This is a genomic window from Bacteroides sp. HF-4919, assembly GCF_018860125.1.
Window position 1 is genome coordinate 470,696 of sequence record NZ_JAHKNF010000001.1, and the last position, 22,280, is coordinate 492,975.

The window sequence follows — 22,280 nt, forward strand, 5'->3', positions numbered from 1 at the left end:
AAGGACCATCCACCCTTTTGACGGCAAAAAACAAGAACAGTTTATGAACAAGAACATCTTGAAAAACAGAAAAGCAATCCTCTCCGCGGCACTTGTCATCGCCGCAACCGCCTCTGCTTTCGCACAGGGAAACGGCATCGCGGGCATCAACGAAGCCACCTCTATGGTGAGTTCTTATTTCGACCCCGGAACTAAACTGATATACGCCATCGGTGCGGTCGTCGGGCTTATCGGGGGCGTAAAAGTGTACGGCAAGTTTTCATCGGGCGACCCCGACACCAGCAAGACAGCCGCCTCGTGGTTCGGCGCGTGCATCTTCCTGATTGTTGCCGCCACCATCCTGCGCTCATTCTTCCTTTAATAAATAATGTATGGCTGAATACCCAATCAACAAGGGTATCGGCCGTCCGGTAGAGTTCAAGGGCTTGAAGGCACAGTACCTCTTCATCTTCTGCGGAGGTCTGCTGGCTCTCTTCGTCCTGTTCGTCATCCTCTACATGGTCGGCATCGACCAGTGGGTATGTATCGGCTTTGGCGCGGCATCGTCCTCCCTCCTTGTATGGCAGACCTTCGCGCTGAACGCCCGGTACGGCGAACACGGGCTGATGAAACTGGGAGCGGCACGGAGCCATCCCCGATACCTGATCAACCGGCGGCGGATAACCCGTCTGTTCAAACGACAACGAAAGGAAGAAACGACATGAGGAATACATCAAAAATGACAACACTGGAAAACAAGTTCCCGCTTCTTGCGGTGGAGCATGGCTGCATCATCTCAAAGGACGCCGACATCACGGTGGCTTTCGAGGTGGAGCTGCCGGAGCTTTACACCGTGACGGGCGCGGAGTACGAGGCGATACACGGCTGCTGGTGCAAGGCGATCAAGGTGCTGCCGGACTACTCCGTCGTCCACAAACAGGACTGGTTCATCAAGGAACGCTACAAGCCGGAGCTTCAGAAGGACGACATGAGCTTCCTCTCACGAAGCTTCGAGCGTCACTTCAACGAGCGTCCGTACCTGAAACACACCTGTTATCTTTACCTGACCAAGACGACAAAGGAGCGTAACCGGATGCAGAGCAACTTCAGCACGCTGTGCCGGGGACATATCATCCCGAAGGAGCTGGACAGGGAAACCACGACCAAGTTCATGGAAGCCTGCGAACAGTTCGAGCGTATCATGAACGACAGCGGGCTTGTCAGGTTGCGCCGCCTCTCCACCGACGAGATTGTGGGGACGGAGGGTAAGGCGGGGCTGGTAGAACGCTACTTCTCGCTCATGCCGGAAGGTGACATCACCTTGCAGGACATCGAACTTTCGGCAAGGGAGATGCGCATCGGCGACAACCGCCTGTGCCTGCACACCCTCTCCGATGCGGAAGACCTGCCGGGCAAGGTGGCGACAGATACCCGTTACGAGAAGCTCTCCACTGACCGGAGTGACTGCCGACTGTCATTCGCCTCCCCGGTGGGGCTTCTGCTCTCCTGCAACCATATCTACAACCAGTATGTGCTGATAGACAACAGCGAGGAAGCCTTGCAGAAGTTCGAGAAGTCCGCCCGTAATATGCAGTCACTATCTCGCTATTCAAGGAGCAACAGCATCAACCGCGAGTGGATAGACCAGTACCTGAACGAAGCCCATTCCTACGGACTGACCTCGGTACGGGCACACTTCAACGTCATGGCGTGGAGCGACGATGCGGAGGAACTGAAGCATATCAGGAACGACGTGGGCAGCCAGTTGGCAAGCATGGAATGCGTGCCGCGCCACAACACCATCGACTGCCCGACACTCTACTGGGCGGCGATACCCGGCAATGCGGCGGACTTCCCGGCGGAAGAGAGTTTCCACACTTTCATCGAACAGGCGGTGTGCCTGTTCACAGAGGAAACCAACTACCGCTCTTCGCTCTCGCCCTTCGGCATCAAGATGGTGGACAGGCTCACGGGGAAACCGCTGCACCTCGACATCAGCGACCTTCCGATGAAGCGGGGCATCACCACGAACCGCAACAAGTTCGTGCTGGGTCCTTCGGGCAGCGGCAAGTCGTTCTTCATGAACCACTTGGTGCGGCAATATTATGAGCAAGGCGCGCATGTGGTGCTGGTGGACACGGGAAACTCCTATCAGGGCTTGTGCGGCATGATCCGGCGCAAGACAGACGGGGCGGACGGCGTGTATTTCACCTACACGGAAGAGAAGCCCATATCGTTCAACCCGTTCTACACCGATGACTACATCTTCGACGTAGAGAAGAAGGACAGCATCAAGACCCTGCTTCTTACGCTCTGGAAATCGGAGGACGACAAGGTGACGAAGACGGAGAGCGGCGAACTGGGCAGTGCCGTGAGTGCCTATATTGAGCGTATCCAATCTGACCGTAGCATCGTGCCGTCGTTCAACACCTTCTACGAGTATATGCGTGACGACTACCGCAAGGAACTGGCTGAGCGTGACATCAAGGTGGAGAAGTCCGACTTCAACATCGACAACATGCTCACCACCATGCGGCAGTATTACCGGGGCGGACGCTACGACTTCCTGCTCAACTCCACGGAGAACATCGACCTGCTCGGCAAGCGGTTCATTGTCTTCGAGATAGATTCGATTAAGGAAAACCGCGAACTGTTCCCCGTCGTGACCATCATCATCATGGAAGCCTTCATCAACAAGATGCGGCGTCTGAAAGGGGTACGGAAACAACTTATTGTGGAAGAGGCTTGGAAGGCTCTCTCTTCAGCGAACATGGCTGAATACCTGCGCTATATGTACAAGACCGTCAGAAAGTATTACGGCGAGGCAATCGTGGTGACGCAGGAGGTGGACGACATCATTTCCTCTCCCGTGGTCAAGGAGAGCATCATCAACAACTCGGATTGTAAAATCCTGCTTGACCAAAGGAAATATATGAACAAGTTCGACCAAATACAGGCGTTGCTCGGACTGACGGAAAAGGAGAAGGGACAGATACTCTCCATCAACATGGCGAACAATCCTTCACGGCTCTACAAGGAGGTGTGGATAGGCTTGGGTGGCACACAATCGGCGGTCTATGCCACCGAGGTCAGTGCAGAAGAGTATCTGGCGTACACCACCGAGGAAACGGAGAAAGTGGAGGTTTACCGTCTGGCGGAGAAGTTGGGCGGCGACATCGAAGCCGCCATCCGGCAACTTGCCGAGAAGCGGAGAAACAAGGAAACAACCAACAATTAAAAATGAATTTATCAACGAAAAAAGAAAAATGCGTATGAGTTTACAGAAAGTGAAAATGCTGCAAGTCAGCAAGTGTCTGATCGGATTGGCGGTCATGATGCTGCAATCCTGCGACGTGGCCGACAACCTCCGTGATATGCTGTGCGGGAACTGGGAGAGCGTGGAGGGGAAGCCCGACGTGCTTATCTACAAGGAGGGCGAAGCCTACAAGGTGACGGTGTTCCGCCGGAGCGGTCTGCGCCGCAAGCTGAAACCGGAAACCTATCTCTTGCAGGAGGAGAACGGCAACCTGTTCATGAACACCGGCTTCCGCATCGACGTGTCCTACAACGAGGCCACGGACGTGCTGACCTTCTCGCCGGGCGGCGACTATGTGCGGGTGAAACCGCAGCCGGGACACCCGACAGAAGAATAACAACCACTAAAATCCAAAGTAACATGAGAACAAGAATAACAATGATTATCTGCCTGTGCCTGCTTTTCGCAGGCAGGGCAAGCGCACAGTGGGTCGTAAGCGATCCGGGCAATCTGGCGCAGGGTATCATCAATGCCTCCAAAAACATCATCCATACCTCCAAGACCGCCACGAACATGGTGAGCAACTTTCAGGAAACGGTGAAAATCTATCAGCAGGGCAAAAAGTATTACGATGCCCTCAAATCGGTGAACAATCTCGTCAAGGACGCCCGCAAGGTGCAGCAGACCATCCTGATGGTAGGCGACATCACCGACATTTATGTAAACAGTTTCCAAAGGATGCTCCGTGATGGAAATTTCAGACCAGAAGAGCTGTCGGCAATCGCTTTCGGTTACACGAAACTGCTGGAAGAGAGCAACGAAGTGTTGACGGAACTGAAGAATGTGGTGAACATCACCACGCTCTCCATGACCGACAAGGAGCGCATGGACGTGGTGGAACGCTGCTACTCCAAAATGAAGCGTTACCGCAACCTTGTGAGCTATTACACCAACAAGAACATCTCCGTGAGTTATCTGCGTGCGAAGAAAAAGAACGACCTCGACCGCATCATGGGGCTGTACGGGAACATGAACGAAAGATACTGGTAAGCCTATGGAGTTCGATAACCTTCATCAGATTTTACGCTCACTTTATGAGCAGATGATGCCGCTATGTGGGGACATGGCGGGTGTGGCGAAAGGCATCGCCGGGCTGGGTGCGCTGTTCTACGTCGCCTACCGGGTATGGCAGTCGCTGGCGAGAGCCGAACCGATAGACGTATTCCCGATGCTCCGCCCTTTTGCCATCGGTCTGTGCATCATGTTCTTCCCGACTGTGGTGCTGGGCACGATAAACAGCATCCTCTCACCCGTCGTACAGGGCACGGCAAAGATGCTGGAGGCGGAAACGCTGGACATGAACCGATACCGGGAGCAGAAGGACAAGCTGGAATACGAGGCGATGGTACGCAACCCCGAAACCGCCTACCTCGTGTCCAACGAGGAATTTGACAAGCAACTGGAGGAACTCGGCTGGTCGCCCTCCGACATGGTGACGATGGCGGGAATGTATATCGACCGGGGAATGTACAACATGAAGAAGAGCATCCGCGACTTCTTCCGCGAGATACTGGAACTGCTGTTCCAAGCCGCCGCCCTCGTGATAGACACCGTCCGCACCTTCTTCCTCGTGGTGCTGGCGATACTCGGTCCGATAGCCTTCGCCATATCGGTGTGGGACGGTTTCCAAAGCACGCTCACGCAGTGGATATGCCGCTACATACAGGTATATCTGTGGCTGCCGGTGTCGGACATGTTCAGCACCATACTGGCGAAGATACAGGTGCTGATGCTGCAAAGCGACATCGAGCGGATGCAGACAGACCCGAACTTCTCGCTGGATTCGAGCGACGGGGTGTACATCGTGTTCCTCTGCATCGGCATCATCGGCTACTTCACCATTCCCACCGTTGCCGGCTGGATTATCCAAGCCGGAGGCATGGGCGGTTACGGTCGCAACGTGAACCAGATGGCGGGACGTGCCGGAGGAATGGCGGGCAGTGTTGCCGGAGCTGCGACAGGCAATATGATGGGACGTGCCGGCAAATTGCTGAAATAACAATCATGTAGAATCATTGAAACAGAATTAAGAATGGAATTTAAGTCACTCAGAAACATCGAATCATCGTTCAGGCAGATACGCCTGTTCGGTATCGTCTTCCTTTCGCTGTGCGCCGTGGTGACGGTATGGAGCGTGTGGAGTTCCTACCGTTTCGCGGAGAAGCAACGGGAGAAAATCTATGTGCTGGACAACGGCAAGAGCCTGATGCTCGCCTTGTCGCAGGACTTGTCGCAGAACCGCCCGGCGGAGGCGCGGGAGCATGTGCGCCGCTTCCACGAGCTGTTCTTCACGCTGTCGCCCGAAAAGAGCGCAATTGAACACAACGTGAAACGTGCCTTGCTGCTGGCGGACAAGAGCGTGTACCACTATTATTCGGACTTCGCCGAGAAGGGGTACTACAACCGCATCATCGCCGGGAACATCAACCAAGTGCTGAAGGTGGACAGCGTGGTGTGCGACTTCAACGCCTATCCCTACCGTGCCGTGACCTACGCCACGCAGAAAATCATCCGGCAGAGCAACGTCACCGAGCGCAGCCTCGTGACCACCTGCCGCCTGCTGAACGCATCGCGGTCGGACGACAACCCCAATGGCTTCACCATCGAGGGCTTCACCATCATTGAGAACAAGGATTTACAGACAATCAAACGGTAACGGATTATGAAACGGAAAGTAAAAAGTATCAGAAAAACAATGTGGGGCGTGTACTGGAAGCTCCACGACAAACGGAAACAGCTGGTGGCAAGGCTCAAAGGGTATCTGGACGGCTTGCCGCCGGAAACACGCCGCCGCATCGTGCTGGGGATGCTCGCCGCCTTCACGGTGCTTGCCCTCTACACCTTCGGCAGAGCCATCTATGACATCGGCAGAAACGATGGCTCACGCATGGAAACGGGACACGCCGGACGGGTGGAACTGCCGACCCCGGCGGAAACAGACAATCACTTAACACCTTATTTATATGGAACAGACGAAGAATGAACCGATGAAAGAGAACAAAACCGCTCCCGACACGGGAAAGCCGAAAAAGGAGCGCGAACCGCTGACAGAGGCGCAACGGCTGAAACGGCAGAAGATGATCGTGTTGCCCGCTATGGTGCTGGTGTTCATCGGGGCGATGTGGCTGATATTCGCCCCGTCCTCCGGCAAGGAGCAACAGCCGGGAACGGACGGATACAACACCGAGATGCCCGACGCTGACAAGGCGAACAAGCAGATTATCGGCGACAAACTGAAAGCCTACGAGCATGGGGAGATGGAGGAGCGTCTGGAGAGCCGCAACCGTGCCATCGGGCAGCTGGGCGACATGTTCGACCGCGAGATAGCTGGAACGGAGGACGGGACGGACTTCGACCTCGCCAATCCGGGCGGCAAGGAGGAAAAGGCACAGCCTGCCACACCGCAGACTATCCAATCCTCCGCTGCCGCCTACCGTGACCTGAACGCCACCCTCGGCAACTTCTACGAACAGCCGAAGAACGACAATGCCGAGATGGATGAGCTGTTGGAGCGCATCGCCTCGCTGGAATCGGAACTGGAAAGCGAAAAAGGCAGGACTTCATCTATGGACGAACAGGTGGCACTTATGGAGAAGTCCTATGAGCTGGCGGCAAAGTACATGGGCGGTCAGAACGGAGGAAAGCCGGAACAGGCGGCAGAGCCTTCCACCGTGCAGAAGGGAAAGAAGAACACGGCGACACCCGTAAGGCAAGTGACCCGCCAAATCGTTTCCTCCCTTGCACAGCCCATGAGCAACGCGGAGTTTGTCGCCACCTTCTCGCAGGAACGCAACCGGGGGTTCAACACGGCTGTCGGCACTACAGAGGTATCGGACCGGAACACCATACCGGCGTGTGTGCATGGTGCGCATGGTGTGATGGACGGACAGACGGTAAGGTTGCGCCTGCTGGAGCCTATGGCGGTGGCGGGCAGGATTATCCCACGCAATGCAGTGGTGGTCGGCACGGGCAAGATACAGGGTGAGCGGCTCGACATCGAGGTCACCTCGCTGGAATACGATGGCACGATTATCCCGGTGGAGCTTGCGGTCTATGACACGGACGGACAGCCCGGTATCTTCATCCCAAACTCGATGGAGATGAACGCCGTCAGGGAGGTTGCCGCCAACATGGGCGGCTCATTGGGGAGCAGCATCAACATCTCCACCAATGCCGGGGCACAGCTCGCCTCCGATTTGGGCAAGGGGCTGATACAAGGCACGAGCCAGTACATCGCCAAGAAGATGCGCACCGTCAAGGTGCATCTGAAAGCCGGGTACAGGGTCATGCTCTATCAGGAAAAGGACTGAAAACAACAATCAATAAAAACCATTTACCACTAAAAAACCAAAAGTAATGAGAAAAGTAATCATCATGTTTGCCCTCGCTATGGGCATCGCAACTGCCAACGCGCAGGAGAATGTAACCGTTGAACAGAACAACGGAAGTAATGAACAGCCGACCTTGACGAAGGAGGTCTATCCGCAGAAGGAGGCGGACGGCGACCTGTATCACGGGCTGTCGCGCAAGCTGGCCTTCGACCGCATGATACCGCCGCACGGTCTGGAAGTGACCTACGACAAGACCGTCCACGTCATTTTTCCGGCGGAGGTGCGCTATGTCGATTTAGGCTCGCCCGACCTGATTGCCGGGAAAGCCGACGGAGCGGAGAACGTCATCCGTGTGAAGGCTACGGTACGGAATTTCCCCAACGAAACGAATATGTCCGTCATCACGGAAGACGGCAGTTTCTACACCTTCAACGTGAAGTACGCCGCCGAACCGCTGTTGCTCAACGTGGAGATGTGCGACTTCATCCATGACGGCAGCACGGTGAACCGCCCGAACAACGCGCAGGAAATCTATCTGAAAGAGCTGGGCAGCGAAAGCCCGATGCTGGTGCGCCTTATCATGAAGTCCATCCACAAGCAGAACAAGCGCGAGGTGAAGCATATCGGCTGCAAGCGTTTCGGCATCCAATACCAGTTGAAAGGCATCTACACGCACAACGGCTTGCTCTATTTCCACACGGAGATAAAGAACCAGAGCAACGTGCCTTTCGATGTGGACTACATCACTTGGAAAATCGTGGACAAGAAGATGGCAAAGCGTACTGCCGTGCAGGAGCAGATTATTCTGCCGCTCCGTGCGCAGAACTACGCCACACTCGTGCCGGGCAAAAAGAGCGAGCGCACAGTCTTCACGATGGCGAAGTTCACCATCCCCGATGACAAGTGCCTCGTGGTGGAATTAAACGAGAAGAACGGCGGCCGTCACCAGTCCTTCGTGATTGAGAACGAGGATTTGGTACGCGCGGGTACCATCAATGAACTTCAAGTGCGCTGACCATGAGAAAGTACATCGCAATAATCATCGCGTCGCTTGCCCTTTTTACGGGGCAGGCGCACGCCCAGCGGTGTCTGCCGAAGATGCAGGGCATCGAGGTGAGGGCGGACATGGCGGACGGCTTCAATCCCGGCGGCAAGGGTGGCGGGTACAGTTTCGGGGCGGCACTCTCCACTTACACGAAAAAGGGGAACAAGTGGGTGTTCGGTGGCGAATACCTCCTGAAGAACAACCTCTATAAGGACACCAAGATACCCGTGGCGCAGTTCACGGCGGAGGGCGGCTATTACTTCAAGATACTGTCGGACGCCCGAAAAATCGTGTTCGTCTATGCCGGGGCTTCGGCTCTCGCCGGATATGAGTCTGTGAATTGGGGGAAGAAAGTGCTGCATGACGGCTCCACGCTGCACGACCGGGACGCCTTTATCTACGGCGGTGCGCTGACGCTCGATGTGGAGTGCTACGTGGCAGACCGTATCGCCCTACTTGCCAATCTGCGTGAGCGTTGCCTGTGGGGTGGCGACACACGGAAGTTCCACACGCAGTTCGGGGTCGGCATCAAGTTCATCATCAACTGACACGGGCATGGAACGGACGGAAATAGATGCTGTCAGACAGATGCCGCTTGCGGACTTCCTCGCACGGTTGGGGTATGAGCCTGTCAGAAGTAGCGGTAACGAGCTGTGGTATATCGCCCCGTACAGGGGCGAGCGCACACCCTCTTTCCGTGTGAACGTGGCGAAACAGCTCTGGTACGACTTCGGTTTGGGCAAGGGCGGCGACATCTTCACGCTTGCCGGGGAGTTTCTGCAAAGCGATGACTTCATGAAGCAAGCGAAGTTCATAGCGGAAGCCGCCAATATGACGGTTGCCGGATGGGAAAAGCCCGTCTATCTCTCGAAGCCGACCGAATCCGTTTTTGAGGATGTGGAGGTCGCTCCGCTGCTCCGCTCACTGCTGACGGAGTATTTAGAGGAACGGGGCATCCCTTACGCCATCGCATCCCGTCACTGCTGCCGCTTGAACTACGGTGTGCGTGGGAAACGGTATTTTGCCGTTGGCTTTCCGAACATGGCGGGTGGCTATGAAGTCAGAAGCCGATATTTCAAGGGTTGCATACCTCCGAAGTCTGTATCACTGGTAAAGGCGAATGACATCCCGGCTGACGAGTACCTCGTGTTCGAGGGCTTCATGGACTTTCTCTCCGCTGTGACGCTTGGCGTAACCGGTAACGCTGACTGTCTTGTGCTGAACTCTGTCGCCAACGTGGAGAAGGCGACGGGGATGCTGGAGGGCTACGGGCGCATCGGCTGTTTCCTCGACCGTGACGAAGCCGGACGGCGAACGCTTGCCGCACTCACCAAGCGATATGGGGAGCGTGTCACCGACCGTTCCTCCCTCTATGACGGTTGCAAGGACTTGAACGAGTACCTGCAACTGACAACGAAAAAACAGAAAAACAACCATCTAAAAATCGAAGAAAAATGAACATACAGAACAACAGAAACAAGAGAACCAACATCTTTAAGGCAGTGGCGTTATGCCTGATAGTCGCTGTGTCATTCACCCTTGTGTCGTGTGACGACGACATGGACATCCAGCAGTCCTATCCCTTCACGGTGGAGGTCATGCCCGTGCCGAATAAGGTAACAAAGGGGCAGACAGTGGAAATCCGCTGTGAACTGAAAAAGGAGGGCGACTTCGCGGGTACGCTTTATACCATCCGCTATTTCCAGTTCGAGGGGGAAGGCTCGCTCAAAATGGATAACGGCATCACCTTCCTGCCCAACGACCGCTACCTGCTGGAGAACGAAAAGTTCCGCCTGTACTACACGGCGGAGGGTGACGAAGCGCATAATTTCATCGTGGTGGTGGAGGACAATTTCAAAAATTCATACGAATTGGAATTTGACTTCAACAACCGCAATATCAAGGATGACGGTCTTACCGCCATTTCCATCGGTAACTTCAGACCCTTGCTGAAATGATGCGTGTATTCATGACAATGCTCTGTTCACTTCTGGCGGTCTGTTCCGTGTCCGCACGGATCAGCCGCCAAGAGGGAACGGACGGGCAGGCGGCAATCTACCGGCTGCCACTTTTCGAGCGGGCGGTGCGCTGCACGAAGTATTTTGAGGGCTGGCACTCGGAAAAGCACCACCCGTATGTGGGGTACGGACACCGCTTGCTGCCGGGCGAAAGGTATTCGGCACGAACCATGACAAAGCGGCAGGCTGACGCACTCCTGCGGAAAGACATGCGGAACTTCTGCGCGATGTTCCGGCAGTTCGGAAAAGACAGTCTTTTGCTTGCCACGCTTGCCTACAATGTCGGACCATACCGGCTTTTGGGGAGCGGAAAGATACCCAAAAGCTCGCTGATCCGAAAGCTGGAGGCGGGCGACAGGAACATCTACCGGGAGTATATCGCCTTCTGCAACTACAAGGGAAAACGCCACTCCATGCTGCTCAAACGGAGGAAGGCGGAGTTTGCACTGCTGTATGTACCATAAAAGGAAGTGTGCATAAAAAATCATCCCTGCTACGGAAATGTGGTGGGGATGATAATTTCATTATGAAGCTGTCATATATATTTCCGAATAACTATATTTTCTGAAATCTTTTTGTATGACATATGTAGGGTCTGGAATAAGCCCAACTAAATTTCTTAGTCTGCTTATTAGTTGCTAATTTTGCAATACTGTAAAAATTAGGACGTTTATAACTATATGGCAATAATTAATGATAAATTTAAGCGAGCAAGATTGGACCAAAGTCCATATCTGTTTCATTTCATAAATGGACGTGACCATTCTCCTTGTGATACGTTACAAAAGATTTTAGAGGAAAAACAATTGATTAGCGATAAGGGATATATTTGTTTTTCGGCATCTCCCATAACAGCGATTAAACGTTTCTTTGAAGTAAAAACCAAAAGCACCGGACAACCTATGTATTTACCATGGGGATTAGGATTTTCAAGAGATATATTAGTTCGTGATTTTGGGGCAAGAAATGTTATTTATACGGATGGTAATGAAGATATACCAGAACACTTAAAGTGGAGAACTGATATATTAAATGTGGACTCTTATGATTTTGAATATCTACGAGAGTGGAGAATCAAAGGAAAAACATTTAATTTTTCTAATTTTCCTCAAGGAGAGATTATTGTTATTGCTCCCGATATAAACTCGTTAAACCATTTGGTCGTAAAGTTTGATATGAAGTTTACACCGTATGTAAACTATTATACTGGCGATATTGAAGAAGATTGGAGTGAAGAATTTGTAAGGGAATGGAAAGGTATCTCGGTAGATAAATTAGGAGTTGATAATTTATTAGATGATTTTGCTGTATCAGGTGCTACTATTTCACAAGAAATAGGTGAAGATATGGTGAAAAAACTAATATCTGAAACTCCTTGGAATTTACTAACAAAAAAATAATATTATCATAGATTAAAACTTGTTTTTTTGTGAATGGCATCGCAGATTGGACAGAGGTTTCTTTGCTACTTTCTTTGTCCGCCATCATGCTCACCGAAAGAAAGTAGGGCGGCTCTCGCCGCCGCCACTCAAAAGCGTGTGTAAAGTCCCGTCACCATCGTGAACATTTCTTCCAGCATATCAAAATAGATGCCCTCGTGTACGGCAATGTCCTTTTCCTTGCACTCGAAAGTCTTTTTGCTGAATGTCCTGCGGTAGAACCGCATATTGTAGAGGTCTGCCCCCGCATCATAGATGATGTCAAGGCGGTTGGCACTTGTCTTGTTCCGTGTAAGGCTCATCCGTAAGCCGTTGCCCATGTCGATGAAATCACGGCTGCCCGTCATGGCGGTAAATCTTCTTCCGCCTATCTGCTGTAATATCGTCTTGGCTATCATATCCGTTGTTTTTAGGGTTTTAAGTGTTGGCGGTGCGGACACCGCCAACTCGTTCAAAATTCTCGCATCTCGGCAATGGGTGTCTGCCGTTGCAGCCACTCCATATTATACTCGCTCGTGATGACTGCCGTATGGCTGTCGGTGGCGGTGAAACGTGTGCTTTCGTAATCATCTATCCACCCTTTGAGGGTGTCCGTTCCCCACGCTTGGGCATCGTCAAAGATACCGTCCAATGTCGTGATAGGTTCGCTGAATTTGACTATCAGCGTTTGATAGGTCGTGTTCATCGGTTGCCCTCCTTTCCCTGCTTTGCGTTCAGCCACTTGTTCCTTGCGGTTCGGCACTCGTCCAATGTGGGTTTGACACAAGCGAACAGTTCTCCGTCCGTATGGCGGTAGTCGTACTGCACAAGTGTCCGCCTGCGTCTGCCGATACCCGATTGGAAACGCTCATATTTCTCCGTACCTGCTTCCGTACAGGTGCTTACTCCGTTGATGGTCATTCGTGTTGCCATAATGTTGCTTTTTATATGATTAAAAATGTACTGACAGAACTCTGTTCTTCATCACCATTTCGGGGTTGCTCGTGTAGCGTTGATGCAGGTAGAAATGGTGTTAGCTACATGTGAGCCGAAGCCGTAAAGGAAAAACTTGTCAAGTTCGTGCTTCTCGGCAAACTCCTTCACACTTTTTCTCAATCCCTCCTCACTCGTTGTGAGAGTGAGGAGGTTTACAAATTCAATGAACATCGTGGGGATTGCATCATCCCACACACAAATCATACTTTCAATTCTTACTTCCATATCAATGTTGTTTTAGGGTTTATGCTATGCCACTTTCATCCGCTCACGGATAAGGTTGGCGTTCTTGTTCACAATGTCTATGATACGTTCGTGGTATTCGGTGTCTTGGTTGTACTTGCCGTGGCACTGCACCACCTTGAGTGTCCGCAAATCCACCTCTACGGTTTCAATTATCTCACCGCCAATCCTTGCCGAGAGTATGAGGGTGTCGGCTTTCTTGTAGTATTCACTGCCGAACACGCAGATGTTCTGTGCCTTGCCCTCGCTGTAATACTCGTCTATGCTTTCAAGCACCTTGATGATTATTTCCTCGTCCGTGATTACCAATCCGAAGAATTTGGATTTGTTGGCGATGAAATCTTCCGCATCTTTTTCCCTTTGCAGTTGCCGCTGTTGCTCACGCTCACGCCTTTCAATCTCCCAGCGGCGGCGTTGCTCGGCTCGTTCCTTCTCGTGTATGGTTTCAATCTTTCGGGTTGCGTTGTCGTGTGCCGCCATGAAATCTTCGGGGCAGATGTTCTTCGGGTTGCGGAGGTCTTGACCGAGTTTGTTGAGCATACGCAGATAGTCGCACCACATGGAGAAGTTGTCTATCCGATACTTGTGACGCTTGGCAATCAGATATGATGTCCAGCATTCATCGGCAGTACGGGCATTGAAAAGAAAGTGTTTCATAACCTCAATCTCACCGCCTTTCATAAGGGTTTCAATTCTTGGGTCTGAAAGCAAGGCTTTGAAAAGACGCACGGGGGAAATGCCGTGGAAATCGCCCTTGAAGCCATTGCGTCTGAGTTGGGGTAATACCCTCATCTTGGGATATGCACAGCTTCTTGCCACAACATCATCGTATAGGCTGTTGTGCGGTCTTATCTCCATCGCGCTGCACAATGCCCATACATCGCAGTAATAGAATGTGAAGCCACGGAGCAACGCCATGTCTGTAACCTTACCGTCGGGTGAAATCCAACGCTGCACAACCTCGTGGCAGTAGAAGTGCATCGGCTCGCCTTTCCTGCTCTCGCATCTGACCTGCATCACACGGATTACCTGATAGCCTTTGCAGGTGGTTATCACGCTGAAATACTGCGTTTCCTTGTAGATACGTTTGCGTGTGTCCTGCACTTTGAGTTTGGCATGGCATTGGGGGCAGGTGCAGCCTTCAAGGGTGTCGCACAGTGCGCTGTCGCTGTGCCACTCGTGACCGCAGTCGGAGCAGGTAATGTTCCCTTTCTTGGTGCGGTAGCCGATATGTTCAACGCAGTGGCGGTATGCCCATTCAATTTGTGTCGTTGATATGGGGCGGAGGTTGGCTGAAAGTCTTGCCACCTCTTTCTGTATCTTGGTCTTCGGTTTCATAAGCCTAAATCAAATAATGAGGGTTGGGGGTGGTTTTCTTTTCTCGCTGACGGTCTGTTGCGGTTCTGCAACTTGCGGAGTTCCTCCTCTTGGTATCTGCGGACTGCATTCTGACGTGCCTCCGCCTTTTCCTCTTCTGTGAGTTCCACAACATGGTTCACCACCACTTGGCACGCCATAGGTTTGCCCACCTCTATCTCGTTTTCCTCATAGTAGTGGATGGCTTGCCCAAATATCTCTCCGTCCGTGAAGCCGCTGCAACCGCTTTTCTGCACATAGTTCAGAATGTGGGTCACGCACTCGTCTATGTTTTTGGCAGGGTTGCGGTACTTCTTCGCAAAGAGCGTATCTTCCTCAGCCCGCTGTTCCAGATACATTTGTATCGTTCTTTTGAAATGGTCTGTTCCTTTCATATCGCTGTCGTTTTTAGATTGTCTGTTTAAGTATCTCTCTCCAATAGGTCGGCTCTACCTCGCTAAGAAGGAAGTCCATGAAGTCCCTCCGTGCGTCCTTGTTCAGTTCGTGGTACAATCTTCGGAAAGTGCTAAAATTGCCGTTGATGTACGTTTCCACCATATACACGAAGATGTTGTCCACCTCGTAATATCTGCACTGCTGCGCTACCGTCTTGCTGTTTCTCTTTGCCATGTCGGTAAGGGTTAAAGGGTTAATAACCAAAGGATGAAGCCGAAGTAGGCAATGGTGGAAAGGATAGCCACGATTACACCTATCGCCACTCGGAACACTCCGTTTACAATCTCTCTGATGATGCCCCAAAGGATGCCGAACACCCCGAAGGCGGTGCGCATCATCAAGCCGCATATCGCCAACCCGATGTATTGCGCCACTTGTCTGAAATTTGCCGTTGCTGTCATATCTTCGCTGTTTTTGATTTTTTTGTTTTTTATGCGGATTCAAGAGCTGAGGGAGTTGAGTTTCAAACTATCTTATCTGCCTCTCGTTTATCCGACATTTTTTTTATGCGTCTTTCTGTCGCATCGGTCGTTTTCGTTTCGGGTGCTTGAAAAGGTAGGGATTAGGGAATACAAGGTTTTCCGGTCAAAATACTACCCGCAGGGCTGGAGATTTTTACCGAAAACAGGAGGCTTGACCTTGCTTTCCCGTCCTATCCCGGAATTACCTTTGCGCCCAGAACGAAAATGACTGACTGATGCGGCTCACTGAAAGGCGCAAAATGGAGGTAAACGAAAACAGAGGCAGATTGGGTAGAAAAAACTTCAGGGGAAAATCCGTAAAAAGAGGAAACCGTCTGAAACCCCGTAAAAGCACCTCTTGGCATAGGCGCAAAAAGAAAGAGGCACAGCATCATCAGTCTAAACATCGTTTAGGCGTGAGGCTGTGCCTTTTTCTCCGGCTATGCGGTAGTCGGCACACGTTTGCTCAAACCCGTTTTGGGCAATGGTGTTCCGACGGACAAAACCGCTTTTACGGAAAAATCTTATGAATGAGGGGATAAAAAAATCCGGGAGTTTATATCAAAATCTCGGATTAAATAGCTACTTTTGCATACGAAGAGTTCTTTGAAGGTTACGCAACGCGCAGAAGGATAATGCAGTAGATAACTAACTAAATCGTAACCTATTACTATCAAGAGTAATTAGCCTACGCTCATTTCCAATAAATTACACTCTTTTCGTAACTTCATAGCGCAAAGATACTAAAAGTTGATGGTTATAGTAGATTATTGCGTACATTTGTCGCTCAATGTCCTAAAAATAGTTTATGGAAATCTTTCACAAAATGATTTCGGCAGCGCTCAACCTGCCGGAAAAGCAAATCAGCAATACCCTCAGGCTATTGGCCGAGGGAGCCACTATCCCTTTCATCAGCCGCTATCGTAAAGAAATCACGGGCGGCCTGGACGAAGTGCAGATAGAAGCTATCAAAACGCAGTACGATAAACTCTCCGACCTCGCCAAGCGTAAAGAGACCATTTTCGGCACCATCAGTGAACAGGGCAAACTGACACCCGAATTGCAGCAACGCATCGATGCGACCTGGGATGCCACTGCCCTTGAAGATATCTACCTGCCCTACAAGCCTAAACGCAAGACCCGTGCGGAAGCCGCCCGTCAGAAAGGGCTCGAGCCCCTCGCCCTGTTGATAATGATGCAGCGGGAGAACAACCTCAACGCCCGGGTTTCCGCCTTCGTGAAAGGCGATGTCAAAGATGCCGATGATGCCCTGAAAGGCGCCCGGGACATCATTGCCGAGCAAGTCAGCGAAGACGAACGTGCCCGCAATGCCGTGCGTAACCTCTTTGCCCGTCAAGCTGTTATCACTGCCAAAGTAGTAAAAGGAAAAGATGAAGAAGCTGCCAAATACCGCGACTATTTCGACTTCTCTTCTCCCCTGAAACGCTGCACTTCACACCGCCTGCTCGCCATCCGCCGTGCCGAGGCCGAAGGTTTGCTGAAGGTCAGTATCACCCCTGACGACGATGAATGCCTCGAACGACTCTATCGCCAGTTCGTACGCAGCACCAACGAATGCGGACGCCATGTATCCGAAGCCGTGCAGGATGCCTACCGCCGCCTGCTGAAGCCTTCCATTGAAACTGAGTTTGCCGCCCTCAGTAAAGAGAGGGCCGACGATGAAGCCATCCGTGTTTTCGCCGAAAACCTGCGCCAACTACTCCTTGCTCCGCCTCTGGGGCAAAAACGTGTCATGGGCATCGACCCCGGATTCCGTACCGGCTGCAAGGTAGTCTGTCTCGACGCGCAAGGTAATCTGGTACACAACGAAAATATCTACCCGCATCCCCCGGTAGACAAAAAAGCCGAAGCCGCATCCAAACTCCGGAAAATGATAGAAGCCTACAAGATAGAAGCTATCGCCATCGGCAATGGGACTGCCAGCCGCGAGACAGAAACCTTTGTCACCCACCAGCAGTTCGACCGTCCCGTACAGGTATTTGTCGTCAGTGAGCAGGGTGCTTCCATCTACTCCGCTTCCAAGATAGCCCGCGACGAGTTCCCCGATTATGATGTCACCGTCCGCGGCGCCGTATCCATTGCCCGCCGCCTGATGGACCCGTTGGCGGAACTGGTAAAAATCGACCCCAAATCCATTGGTGTAGGTCAGTACCAACATGATGTAGACCAGACGAAGCTGAAGAAATCGCTCGACCAGACGGTTGAGAACTGTGTCAACCAAGTAGGCGTCAACCTCAATACCGCCAGTAGTCATCTGCTCACCTACATCTCCGGGCTGGGTCCGCAACTGGCACAGAACATCGTCTCCTACCGTGCCGCCAACGGCGCCTTCTCTTCTCGCAAAGAGTTGATGAAAGTGCCCCGCATGGGAGCCAAAGCTTTTGAACAATGCGCAGGGTTCCTTCGCATCGCCGGAGGTGAGAACCCACTGGACAACACCGCCGTACACCCCGAGAGTTATGGCATCGTCAATCAAATGGCGAAGGATCTTTCGTGTACCGTACCCCAATTAATTGCCGACAAAGCCCTGCGCAATCGTATCGAAGTAGAAAAGTATATCACCCCCACTGTAGGGCTCCCCACTCTGAAAGATATTCTCCAAGAGCTTGATAAACCGGGACGTGACCCGCGCGACACGATACAGGTTTTTGAATTCGACCGGAACGTTCGCACCATCAATGACCTCCGCAAAGGCATGGTGCTTCCCGGTATCGTCAGCAATATCACCAATTTCGGTGCTTTCGTGGACATAGGCATCAAGGAAAACGGACTTGTCCATCTCTCCCAGCTTGCCAACCGATTCATCACCGATCCCACCGAAGTGGTCTCCATCCATCAGCACGTCACGGTGAAAGTACTGAGCATTGACTTCGAACGGAAACGGATACAGTTGACGATGAATGTCGAATAATGGCTTCAAATAAAGATTTCACCACAGAGATCACAGAAAACACGGAGTAAATTTAATTCTAACTCTGTGAACACTTTGTCCTCTGTGGTGAATAAAACCCCGGTATCTCCTCCAATTAGTTCCTAACAAGAATAAACGACAACCACTGTTGTACATGCCCCTATAGGAAGAGGTAACCGGGGTCAGACAAATTTTCAATATCCTTATTTCTTCTTTTCGTCCCGTGTTGCCAGATAACCGACCAACTGGTCCATCGATGCATCTTTCAGAATCACCCGCTTCCGATGATCCAGCAGATAAAGGCTCGGTGTGGCACGAATATCATAGAGCTGCCGATTACGAATATCCCCCACCTTGTTCCAGCCCACAATCCATCCTTGCGGCATGTGCGATGCCCCAACCAGCCACTCTTCCTCGTTCTCGTCCGGATAAACAGCCAGCACGCACAGCGTACCCTGCTTTACCATTTCCACAAAAGCGGGCATCTCTGCGAGGAGCTTCTCATACTCCTGACAGTTCGAACAGTCCGGATCATAGAAGAATAGTAATGTATACTCCGCCTTCAATCCACTCATCCGCCCACCTTTGCCCTTCGGGGTAACGTACGCAAAGTCCGCCGCCTTCATCCCCGGACGGTTTTTGCGCGCCTGTTTCAATCGGTCCGCCGGGCGGGCTTTCTCTAACTCGGTCAATTGTCCGGACCCCACCATCTGCTTCAGCACAGCAATGTAATAATCTTCATTGCGCATCGGCGAGTTCGGCTCGTAGAGGTACTTCTCACCCAGCAAGCAGAAACGCCGGTACGCTGTGCTATCGGCCTCCATCCTCACCATCATGGCATGCAACGCTCCCAAACTCGCCTCCGGCGCAGCATACTTCAGCGCATCGATGAAGTCGACATACAGTTGCTCCGTATCCTCGCTGTTCACCCATGCCGTGTCACCCGTCAGGTAGCTGTCCCAATAATGCTTCACGTAATAAGCCGCCCGATCCGCCGGCTCAGTCATCATCTGCAATATCTCCGGTCGCGTGTAATGTATCGTATGCACTGAGTCCTTCACCGCAGATCCGATTACAGACTCTATTCTCGCCTCTTCCTGTTCTTCCGTCTCCGAACAAGCTTTCACCAACACCACGCCAAGACAAACCACCATCAGCGCCATCAGCACCACCGTCGAGACAAACGCCGCCAGATTCTTCTTTATATTCATTTTGCTTATGTTTATCGTTTTTCATTTTCTCCATCTTCCCCTCACCATCCACAGCGCAGGCAGCACATACACCTCTCCTTTGCCCTCCTTCAGCCGCACTGCAGGCCGATACTCCCCCGGCTTTAGTTCCGGGATGGCCACAATCACTTTCTTATCCGAATATGTATACACAAGTTTGATTTCGATCACCTCCACCGGTTTCTTCTCCGCCACCAGGCACAATCTGCAATCCTCCTGATAGTGACTGAAATTAGATCCCGAAACCACCACCGGTGCCATCGGTGTGATCGTTCCGTCTCTCTTCCCGCTCAGCGGATCATATATCGCTGTAATCTCCGGAATATCCACGCCCCTCCGTATCTCTTCAATCTTCCTTATTTCTATCATACTCTTCAAAGTTTATCATTAATCATTCATCGTTCATCATTGAAAATGCTTCTCACCGGAAACCCATACTTCTTCATATCGTGCATCAAGTACATCTGCCGGCTGGGCTCCACACAAAGCGAGTAACCGTATACCGGACTTTGACTGCTTCCCGTCCAGTAACGATGACCGTGCGGAATCACAATCCGGCAGCCGTTGATGTGACTCCGGTGTCCGCACAGAGGCAGGTATACCGGTACCCCGTCGTCACTCAGAAGGCAGATATTCGTCCGGTCCTCCTCCCGTTGAAGTTCCATCGGAGCGGCGGGACTGTTCATCAGTGCCTCCATTTCGATACGCGATGGTAGCCGCCATCCCTCCGGTGAAGGGTCCAACTCATTAATCCGTGCAGGACTCTCTGCCGTGCCATCGTACCAACTGCCGCGGCAAGGCGTAAAATTTTCCTCCCATTGATCGGTAGGACAACCAAACTGAAAATATGTACCCTGATTGAGTGTAGTGCCTACCTCCAATCCCAACGGGATAGCTACCTGTGCTAATTTTCCGTCTGCCGCCAGATTACGGTCCAGCCAATATTTACCCCGGATACGCACGTAGCCGCCCTGATAAACAAGAATGTCACGCACCACGCCCGTATCATTCACCAACGAGAGCACCGTATGACGTGCCGCCGGAAATCCACCGCGCACCCGGTATCCGGCATTAGAATGTACCTTCACCGTGAACCGTCCGTCATAATGTCCCTGCAACAGTTCAGGTTCGCTCACCTCTACCCAGTCCGCCGCCTTGTCGCTCACGATACGCCACGACTGATTACTGTCCACACACACGATATACGTCCTCACTCCCTTCTCCTCCCGATAGTCCGGTGGTGTCTCTATCACCCCGCTATGGCGTGCGCAAGGATCCTCTGGCGGATATTCTATATAATAGTCAAAGCAGACACCCTGCATCAATAGCAGATCAGTTGTCTGGCTGAAAGGATATGTCCCCGTTTCGAGTGTCAGTACCAGCGAGCGCGAACGCACACTGGCAGGTTTCGCTTCAAGGTGCACTTTCAAGTTCTGGCTTCCTTTCTGTTGCAGGCCTACGGGCGGATAGACCGAATACCAACATCCACCGTCGTTAGCGTTAGCACTCTTCACGCACCAACATGCCTGTTCATTGTCAGGGATAACGGTTAGCGTCACAGCCTCGTTCTTCCGCCCGGCACTGACATAGAGCCGACGACTGACCGTCAACGTGGGATGAATACCCATCACCTGCTGACGCACCTTGAGCAAGTGTACTCCCTCGCCATTCCCTATCTCAATGGTTGCCTCCCGTTCCACGGCAGAAAAGTTGGTACGAAACTGCATCAACAGCCGGTCCCCCTCACGGCGCACGGCAAGCCAGTTATCCGGTTCACCTTTCGCATAATGCACGCTTCCCGTATACCATTGTTCGCTACACCCCTTCAACTCTACCGGAAGATCCTTTGCCATTGCGTCCGTAACCAATTCTCCCGGAAGCAATGCATCCAATGTGGCAGAATCGGTCTTCTCATTTTCCTCGTCTGTTTCCGTACCGGCAGCTATCAACTCCAACGATGCGCCATGAACAATCTCCTGTAATCCAGTTTCGGCAATACAGATGCCGGTATGACCGGCAAACAGGCGATCCACATCATCACGATGATGTATCCCGCTCAGGCAAAGCGCATGGGGGGTGAATAGCACACAGAAGTTCAACATCCCCTCCTGTACAGTGCAACGCAGCCGCCATTTCTTTTTCCGTTTCAGCACATCCGCCTCAGGGTACTTGCGCACCAGATATCCTCGTCGGTCAAAGACCAACAAGACCGCTCTCCGGCACTCTTCCGACAAATAATCCATACGTTTCAGAATCAGACTCACCGGCCACTCACGGGCAATGTGCACCTTTCGGTTTACCCGCCAATACTTCACGGCGTTGTATGTCATCCCCGAAGCGATAAATGCCATTGTTGCTATTTCCGCTATATCCATAACTTTCGTCAGTTTGTGTTTTCCATTTTTCTTTTCACCACAGATTACACAGATTTTCACAGATTCTTTATTCATACTTTACTAAATGCAACCACACGGAGAGAAAAAACGACTCCGTGTGAATC

The 22,280-nt window shown here is 52.0% G+C and carries 26 protein-coding genes and 1 pseudogene; 16 read left to right on the plus strand and 11 right to left on the minus strand.

Annotation, left to right across the window (positions count from 1 at the left end; translation table 11 throughout):
• Positions 1-43 precede the first annotated feature (43 nt).
• The 15 genes from KO473_RS02050 (at position 44) to KO473_RS02120 (ending at position 12,089) form a co-directional block, all read left to right on the plus strand.
• Entirely contained in the window at positions 44-361 is a 318-nt protein-coding gene (locus KO473_RS02050; protein WP_002560983.1) for a DUF4134 domain-containing protein, read from the plus strand.
• Between the two features lie 10 nt (positions 362-371).
• Positions 372-704, plus strand: coding sequence for a DUF4133 domain-containing protein (locus tag KO473_RS02055; RefSeq protein ID WP_005816813.1), 333 nt, complete (start codon positions 372-374; stop codon positions 702-704).
• A complete protein-coding gene (locus tag KO473_RS02060; protein WP_009292472.1) occupies positions 701-3,217 on the plus strand; it encodes a TraG family conjugative transposon ATPase in 2,517 nt (838 codons plus the stop codon). The genes KO473_RS02055 and KO473_RS02060 overlap by 4 nt, the downstream gene beginning before the upstream one ends.
• Positions 3,218-3,251: 34 nt before the next feature.
• Positions 3,252-3,632: a DUF3876 domain-containing protein gene (locus KO473_RS02065; RefSeq protein WP_005680594.1), complete on the plus strand. Its 381-nt coding sequence runs from the start codon at positions 3,252-3,254 to the stop codon at positions 3,630-3,632.
• A gap of 23 nt (positions 3,633-3,655) precedes the next feature.
• Complete coding sequence (locus tag KO473_RS02070; protein WP_002560978.1) at positions 3,656-4,285, plus strand: DUF4141 domain-containing protein; 630 nt, start codon at positions 3,656-3,658, stop codon at positions 4,283-4,285.
• Between the two features lie 4 nt (positions 4,286-4,289).
• Complete coding sequence (traJ, locus tag KO473_RS02075; protein WP_005861668.1) at positions 4,290-5,294, plus strand: conjugative transposon protein TraJ; 1,005 nt, start codon at positions 4,290-4,292, stop codon at positions 5,292-5,294.
• A gap of 33 nt (positions 5,295-5,327) precedes the next feature.
• The gene (gene traK, locus KO473_RS02080) at positions 5,328-5,951 is read left to right on the plus strand and encodes a conjugative transposon protein TraK (RefSeq protein WP_005861666.1); all 624 of its coding nucleotides are present in this window, start codon (positions 5,328-5,330) and stop codon (positions 5,949-5,951) included.
• A gap of 39 nt (positions 5,952-5,990) precedes the next feature.
• Entirely contained in the window at positions 5,991-6,278 is a 288-nt protein-coding gene (locus KO473_RS02085) for a TraL conjugative transposon family protein (RefSeq protein ID WP_009292471.1), read from the plus strand.
• Entirely contained in the window at positions 6,259-7,605 is a 1,347-nt protein-coding gene (gene traM / locus KO473_RS02090) for a conjugative transposon protein TraM (protein ID WP_008674619.1), read from the plus strand. Before KO473_RS02085 ends, traM begins: the two co-directional genes overlap by 20 nt.
• A gap of 46 nt (positions 7,606-7,651) precedes the next feature.
• Complete coding sequence (gene traN, locus KO473_RS02095) at positions 7,652-8,641, plus strand: conjugative transposon protein TraN (protein ID WP_009017930.1); 990 nt, start codon at positions 7,652-7,654, stop codon at positions 8,639-8,641.
• Between the two features lie 2 nt (positions 8,642-8,643).
• Positions 8,644-9,219 carry a conjugal transfer protein TraO gene (locus KO473_RS02100; protein WP_008675852.1) on the plus strand — a complete coding sequence of 192 codons (576 nt, stop codon included), beginning with the start codon at positions 8,644-8,646 and terminating at the stop codon, positions 9,217-9,219.
• 7 nt (positions 9,220-9,226) lie between these two features.
• Positions 9,227-10,129, plus strand: a complete 903-nt coding sequence (locus KO473_RS02105; protein WP_009017929.1) for a toprim domain-containing protein — start codon at positions 9,227-9,229, stop codon at positions 10,127-10,129.
• Complete coding sequence (locus KO473_RS02110) at positions 10,126-10,629, plus strand: DUF3872 domain-containing protein (protein ID WP_008674615.1); 504 nt, start codon at positions 10,126-10,128, stop codon at positions 10,627-10,629. Before KO473_RS02105 ends, KO473_RS02110 begins: the two co-directional genes overlap by 4 nt.
• Positions 10,626-11,153: a glycoside hydrolase family protein gene (locus KO473_RS02115; RefSeq protein WP_008674613.1), complete on the plus strand. Its 528-nt coding sequence runs from the start codon at positions 10,626-10,628 to the stop codon at positions 11,151-11,153. The genes KO473_RS02110 and KO473_RS02115 overlap by 4 nt, the downstream gene beginning before the upstream one ends.
• A 216-nt stretch (positions 11,154-11,369) precedes the next feature.
• Positions 11,370-12,089 carry a hypothetical protein gene (locus tag KO473_RS02120; protein WP_008674611.1) on the plus strand — a complete coding sequence of 240 codons (720 nt, stop codon included), beginning with the start codon at positions 11,370-11,372 and terminating at the stop codon, positions 12,087-12,089.
• Positions 12,090-12,217: 128 nt separating this feature from the next.
• Here KO473_RS02120 and KO473_RS02125 read toward each other — a convergent pair whose 3' ends face one another.
• The 8 genes and pseudogenes from KO473_RS02125 to KO473_RS02160 form a co-directional block, all read right to left on the minus strand.
• Positions 12,218-12,526 (minus strand): hypothetical protein, encoded by a 309-nt coding sequence (locus KO473_RS02125; protein ID WP_005796903.1) that lies wholly within the window; start codon positions 12,524-12,526, stop codon positions 12,218-12,220.
• 53 nt (positions 12,527-12,579) lie between these two features.
• Entirely contained in the window at positions 12,580-12,870 is a 291-nt protein-coding gene (locus tag KO473_RS02130) for a hypothetical protein (protein WP_008674608.1), read from the minus strand.
• Complete coding sequence (locus KO473_RS02135; protein ID WP_005861651.1) at positions 12,810-13,040, minus strand: DUF3873 domain-containing protein; 231 nt, start codon at positions 13,038-13,040, stop codon at positions 12,810-12,812. Before KO473_RS02135 ends, KO473_RS02130 begins: the two co-directional genes overlap by 61 nt.
• Before the next feature lie 19 nt (positions 13,041-13,059).
• Positions 13,060-13,328, minus strand: a pseudogene (locus KO473_RS02140) (hypothetical protein).
• Between the two features lie 24 nt (positions 13,329-13,352).
• Positions 13,353-14,684: a PcfJ domain-containing protein gene (locus KO473_RS02145; protein ID WP_005861643.1), complete on the minus strand. Its 1,332-nt coding sequence runs from the start codon at positions 14,682-14,684 to the stop codon at positions 13,353-13,355.
• Complete coding sequence (locus KO473_RS02150) at positions 14,681-15,097, minus strand: PcfK-like family protein (RefSeq protein ID WP_005861640.1); 417 nt, start codon at positions 15,095-15,097, stop codon at positions 14,681-14,683. The genes KO473_RS02145 and KO473_RS02150 overlap by 4 nt, the downstream gene beginning before the upstream one ends.
• Before the next feature lie 13 nt (positions 15,098-15,110).
• Entirely contained in the window at positions 15,111-15,332 is a 222-nt protein-coding gene (locus KO473_RS02155; protein WP_005796897.1) for a hypothetical protein, read from the minus strand.
• An 11-nt stretch (positions 15,333-15,343) separates the two neighbouring features.
• A complete protein-coding gene (locus KO473_RS02160; protein ID WP_005861638.1) occupies positions 15,344-15,559 on the minus strand; it encodes a hypothetical protein in 216 nt (71 codons plus the stop codon).
• Between the two features lie 868 nt (positions 15,560-16,427).
• Between KO473_RS02160 and KO473_RS02165 the strand changes: the two genes are divergently transcribed.
• Positions 16,428-18,551 (plus strand): Tex family protein, encoded by a 2,124-nt coding sequence (locus KO473_RS02165; protein ID WP_005819614.1) that lies wholly within the window; start codon positions 16,428-16,430, stop codon positions 18,549-18,551.
• A gap of 203 nt (positions 18,552-18,754) precedes the next feature.
• On the opposite strand, the gene KO473_RS02170 is transcribed toward KO473_RS02165, so the two are convergent.
• Genes KO473_RS02170 through KO473_RS02180 form a run of 3 tightly spaced genes read right to left on the minus strand, consistent with a single transcriptional unit; the run spans position 18,755 to position 22,155 of the window.
• Entirely contained in the window at positions 18,755-19,762 is a 1,008-nt protein-coding gene (locus KO473_RS02170; protein ID WP_005819611.1) for a DUF5106 domain-containing protein, read from the minus strand.
• 21 nt (positions 19,763-19,783) lie between these two features.
• On the minus strand, positions 19,784-20,149 hold the full coding sequence (locus KO473_RS02175; protein ID WP_005819609.1) for a DUF4469 domain-containing protein: 366 nt from the start codon (positions 20,147-20,149) through the stop codon (positions 19,784-19,786).
• 26 nt (positions 20,150-20,175) lie between these two features.
• Entirely contained in the window at positions 20,176-22,155 is a 1,980-nt protein-coding gene (locus tag KO473_RS02180) for a BACON domain-containing protein (RefSeq protein WP_032537459.1), read from the minus strand.
• Positions 22,156-22,280: the final 125 nt, after the last annotated feature.